General features: G+C 70.0%; 4 protein-coding genes and 2 rRNA genes. 2 read left to right on the top strand and 4 right to left on the bottom strand.

Features of this window, described 5'->3' with window-relative positions; all coding sequences use genetic code 11:
- A partial coding sequence (locus E2651_RS41175; protein WP_135336389.1) for an HAD hydrolase-like protein occupies window positions 1-982 on the bottom strand: 982 nt, incomplete at its 3' end.
- A gap of 72 nt (window positions 983-1,054) precedes the next feature.
- On the opposite strand from E2651_RS41175, the gene E2651_RS41170 reads away from it, so the two are divergent.
- Window positions 1,055-2,332: a DUF1015 domain-containing protein gene (locus tag E2651_RS41170; RefSeq protein ID WP_135336388.1), complete on the top strand. Its 1,278-nt coding sequence runs from the start codon at window positions 1,055-1,057 to the stop codon at window positions 2,330-2,332.
- 78 nt (window positions 2,333-2,410) lie between these two features.
- Here the strand turns inward: E2651_RS41170 and E2651_RS44885 are convergent, their stop codons facing one another.
- Complete coding sequence (locus tag E2651_RS44885) at window positions 2,411-3,205, bottom strand: tetratricopeptide repeat protein (RefSeq protein WP_209446378.1); 795 nt, start codon at window positions 3,203-3,205, stop codon at window positions 2,411-2,413.
- On the opposite strand from E2651_RS44885, the gene E2651_RS46040 reads away from it, so the two are divergent.
- Complete coding sequence (locus E2651_RS46040; protein WP_209446379.1) at window positions 3,176-4,537, top strand: hypothetical protein; 1,362 nt, start codon at window positions 3,176-3,178, stop codon at window positions 4,535-4,537. The two genes, E2651_RS44885 and E2651_RS46040, sit on opposite strands and share 30 nt — an antisense overlap.
- Before the next feature lie 120 nt (window positions 4,538-4,657).
- Here the strand turns inward: E2651_RS46040 and rrf are convergent.
- Both rrf and E2651_RS41155 read right to left on the bottom strand, forming a co-directional pair.
- A 5S ribosomal RNA gene (gene rrf / locus E2651_RS41160) occupies window positions 4,658-4,774 on the bottom strand.
- Window positions 4,775-4,915: 141 nt separating this feature from the next.
- Window positions 4,916-5,020 (bottom strand): 23S ribosomal RNA (locus E2651_RS41155); the annotation flags it as partial.

Raw genomic sequence — 5,020 nt, 5'->3', positions numbered from 1 at the left:
CCCCATCCCCCGCGTCCGTCCACGCCGCGGCGCACAGCGCCCGCAGCCCGTCCAGTACGTCACCCTCACCGTCAAGCACCAGCTCGGGCCCCCGCACCGATGCGGTCCACCCGCCGCAGTCGAATCCGCCCTCCGCCGAGGTGACTTCGGGCTGTCCGTTCAGCATGCCGCGCAGATCCGCGTCCACATACGTCGGCCGGTGCTCGGGCGGGGCCGCCAGCAGGTGGGCGCCGTCCGTCACTCCGGTCAGGACGAGCAGCGAGTCCACCCCGCCGTTGAACGCACCCTCGATGTCCGTGTCGAGCCGGTCCCCCACGACCAACGGCCGCTCGGCCCCCGTCCGCAGGATCGTCTCGCGGTGCATCGGAGGCAACGGCTTCCCCGCCACCTGCGGCTCAGCACCCGTCGCGATCCGGACCACCTCGACCGCGGCGCCATTGCCGGGCGCGATGCCCCGCGCACTCGGAATCGTCAGGTCCGTGTTGGACGCGAACCACGGCACCCCGCGCGCGATCGCGTAACAGGCCTCGGCGAACCGCCCCCACGCCAGCTCCGGCCCCCCGTACCCCTGCACGACCGCCACCGGCTCGTCGTCGGCCGACTCCACCGGCTCGAGCCCGCGCTCCCGCAGCGCGACCCGCAGCCCTTCCCCGCCGATCACCAACACCCGTGCCCCCGCAGGGACCTGCTCGCTCACCAACCGCGCGGCCGCCTGCGCCGACGTGATCACATCCGACGCCCCGGTCGGGATGCCCAGCTCCGTCAGATGCCCGGCGACCGCGTCCGGCGTGCGCAGCGCGTTGTTCGTCACGTACGCGAGATGCATCCCGCCCGCCCGCGCCGTCCCCAGCGACTCGACCGCGTGCACGATCGCGTGCCCTCCCGCGTACACCACCCCGTCCAGATCGAGCAGCGCCGTGTCGTACGCCTCACTCAGCACACCCCGGCTGCCTTCGGGCCGTGTCCTGACGGTCTGGCTCATTACGCATCGCTCCTCGATCGATCCCACTCCCCCGATCATCGCTCATGCCACTGACACACATACGATGCAGCAATGAACACAGCGGGTGACACGGACGACCATGGCCTCGACCTGATCCCGTTCCGAGGCGTGCGGTACGTCCCCCAACGGGTCGGCAGCCTGGCCGCGGTGACCTCTCCGCCGTACGACGTGGTCGTACGGCCCGACGGCCTGCTTCACCTGGAGTCCGCCGACCCGCACAACATCGTCCGGCTGATCCTCCCGCAGGCCATCACGCCCGCCGCCCGCAACGACCAGGCCGCGGACACCCTGCGCACCTGGCTCGACCAGGGCATTCTCGCGCCCGACCCGGAGCCCAGCCTCTACATCTACGAGCAGCGCGACGGCGAGATCCTGCAGCGCGGCATCATCGGCGCCCTGCGTCTCTCGGAGGCGGCGGACGGCATCGTCCTGCCCCACGAGGACGTCATGCCCCATGTCGTCGAGGACCGCGCGGCCCTGATGCGCGCGACGAGCGCCAACCTCGAACCATTGCTGCTGACTTACCGCTCCGAAAGCAACGCCACAGGCGCCCTGGCGGTCATCGAGCGCACCGCACTGAACAAGCCACTGTTGTCGACAACCACGGAAGACGGCTTCAGCCACCGCCTCTGGGCGGTCACCGACCCCGCCGAGCTCGCCGAGATCCGGACAGATCTCGCCCGCCATCAGGCCCTGATCGCGGACGGACACCACCGCTGGGCGACCAACCTGCGGCTGCGCTCCGAGCACCCGTCCCCCAGCCCGTGGGACTACGGCCTGGTCCTCCTGGTGGACACCGCGCGCTACCCGCTCCGGGTCCGCGCCATCCACCGCTACCTGCACCAACTCCCGGTCGCTGACGCCCTGGCGGCCCTGGCGGACACCTTCCGCGTACGCACCCTCGAAGGCCCCCTGCCCCGCGCGCTGGACGCCCTGGCTGAGGCCGCCACCGAAGGCAACGCCTTCCTCCTCGCCGGGGACGGCCGCTACCACCTCATCGACCGTCCGTCCCCCGACCTCCTCTCGCGTACGATCCGCGCCGACCGCCCCGAGGCCTGGCGCACCCTCGACGCGACGGTCCTGCACTCCACGCTCCTCGACCACATCTGGCGGATCCCGGACGCCCCCGAGCACATCGCCTACATCCACGACACCGAAGCGACCGTGGAGAAGGCGGAGCGCGACGGCGGCACGGCGATCCTGATGCACCCGGTCCGCGAAGAGGTCGTACGCGACCTGGCCCGCCAAGGGGTCACAATGCCCCGCAAGTCGACGTCCTTCGGCCCCAAGCCCGCGACGGGCCTGGTCCTGCGCAGCCTCGACGTCTGAACCTCCCGCAGCACGCGGATACGACAACGGGCGGGCTCCCTGGTGGGAGCCCGCCCGTTGTCGCAACTAAGTCAGCGCTCAGCCCTTGCCGTCCGAGTCACCCTCTTCATCATCTTCATCGTCCGCGTCGTTCTGGACGACGGTGACGTCACTGTCCGACGCCTCCACGACGACGGTGCCGTCGGCCTCGTCCTCATCAAGAGCGTCGACGAACTCGACACCGTCCAGCTCGGCGAGCCGGTCCGACGCGTCGGTGCTGCCGTCCTTGTCGGACTCGACGACCTTCGCGAACCACTCGCGCGCCTCGTCCTCACGCCCCGCCGCGAGCAGCGCGTCGGCGTACGCGTACCGCAGCCGCGCGGTCCACGGCTGCGTGGAGTTCGACGCCAGCTCGGGGCTCTGCAGGGTGACGATCGCGGCATCGATCTGCCCCATGTCACGCCGGGCGCCGGCGGCCACGAGCCGCATCTCGACCTGCCCCGCCTTGTCCAGCTTCGCCACCTCGGGCCCGCCGGCCATGTCCAGCGCCTTCTCGGGCCGGCCGAGACCGCGCTCGCAGTCCGCCATGACGGGCCACAGCTCGACGCTGCCGGTCATCCGCCGGGCGGCCCGGAACTCGGCGAGGGCCTCGCTGTACTTCTGCGTCGCGTACGCGGCGAAGCCCGCGGCCTCACGGACAGCGGCGACACGCGACGCGAGGCGCAGCGCGACCCGCGAGTACGCGTAGGCCTGCTCGGGGTCCTCGTCGATGAGGTTGGCGACCATCACCAGGTTCTTGGCGACGTCCTCAGCGAGCCCCTTGGGAAGGCTCTGCAGCTCCTGCTGTACGTCCTTGTCGATCTCGTGCCCCGTGACGTCGTCCGGGATCGGCAGCCGCTTGATCGGCTCACGGTCCCGGTCCCGGTCGTCACGCCCGCGGTACCCACCACGGTCGCCATCGCGCCGGTCATCACGCCCACGGAACCCACCACCGGGCCGTCCGCCACGGCTGTCGTCACGACGCGGCCCACGGTCGTCCCGCCCGCGGTAACCACCGCCACCGCCACGGCTGTCATCACGACGGAAACCACCACGGTCACCACCGCGATCGCCGCCACGATCGTCACGCCGGTCATCGCGACGGTCATCCCGACGGAAGCCACCACGATCGCCACCGCGGTCGTCACGCCGGTCATCGCGGCGATCATCGCGACGGAACCCGGGACGATCCCCGCCACGGCTGTCGTCCCGACGGAACCCACCACGGTCACCACCGCGATCGCCACCGCGGTCATCGCGCCTGTCGTCACGCCGGTCATCCCTACGGAAGCCGGGCCGGTCGCCGCCACCACGAGGCCGGTCATCGCGGCGGTCGTCACGTCGATCATCGCGCCGGAAGCCACCACGGTCACCGCCACGGTCATCACGGCGGTCATCCCGACGATCGTCGCGGCGGAAGCCACCACGGTCGCCACCGCGGTCGTCACGCCGGTCATCGCGGCGATCATCGCGACGGAACCCGGGACGATCCCCGCCACGGCTGTCGTCCCGACGGAACCCACCACGGTCACCACCGCGATCACCACCGCGATCGCCACCGCGGTCGTCACGCCTGTCGTCACGCCGGTCATCCCTACGGAAGCCGGGCCGGTCACCGTCACGGCGGTCGTCACGACGCGGGAAGCCGGAGGTCGAGCGGTCGTCACGACGGAAGGCCGGACGATCCCCGTCACGACGGTCGTCACGACGCGGGAAACCAGAGGTCGAGCGGTCATCGCGACGGAACGGGGGACGCCCACCGCCCTCACGGTCGTCACGCCCGCGGTAACCGCCGCCACCGCCACGGCTGTCATCACGACGGAAGCCACCACGGTCACCACCGCGATCGCCACCGCGGTCGTCACGCCTGTCGTCACGTCGGTCATCGCGACGGAACCCGGGACGGTCGCCGCCACGGCTGTCACCACCGCGGCTGTCGTCACGACGGAAACCACCATGGTCACCGCCGCGATCGTTGTCGCGACGCTGCCCGCCACGGTCATCGCGACGCGGTCCGCCAGAAGTGGGACGGTCGTCGCGGCGGAACGGAGGGCGCCCGCCACTGCGGTCGCCACGGTCGTTGTCCCGACGGGGCGCCCCACCGCGGTATCCGCCCCGGTCGCCACCGTCCCGGCGGCGCTGCTCGCGCTCCGGTCGCTCGTCGGGAGAGTTGGTGGACATCGGTGACTCCTAGTCTTCGGTACCGCAGTCATTCTCGCGCAGCCGGGTAGCCGGCGCGCTTCGACAAAAACAAAAAGGACCCCTGGTCCCAGCGTGGACGCTGGGACCAGGGGTCCTCCAAAGATTGTTCGGCGGCGTCCTACTCTCCCACAGGGTCCCCCCTGCAGTACCATCGGCGCTTTGAGGCTTAGCTTCCGGGTTCGGAATGTAACCGGGCGTTTCCCTCACGCTATGACCACCGAAACCCTATGAAATATCCCGCGAAAAACTCGCCGGATCTCAAACAGGGCAGCGAACAAGCACACTCTTCAATTAAATAGTGACGCTGTTCAGCCGACACAACTGTTCGTTGTTTCAGAACAAACACAGTGGACGCGAGCAACTGAGGACAAGCCCTCGGCCTATTAGTACCAGTCACCTCCACCCGTTACCGGGCTTCCAGATCTGGCCTATCAACCCAGTCGTCTACTGGGAGCCTTAACCCCTCAA

The sequence above is a fragment of the Streptomyces sp. MZ04 genome, assembly GCF_004684775.1.
Taxonomy (GTDB): domain Bacteria; phylum Actinomycetota; class Actinomycetes; order Streptomycetales; family Streptomycetaceae; genus Streptomyces.
The sequence above is the reverse complement of the archived record's forward strand: the minus strand, read 5'-3'. Positions and strand labels throughout refer to the sequence as shown.

Excerpts from the sequence above, each read along its gene's own strand:
- E2651_RS41170 (WP_135336388.1), top strand. The coding sequence starts at position 1,055 with ATGAACACAGCGGGTGACACGGACGACCATGGCCTCGACCTGATCCCG.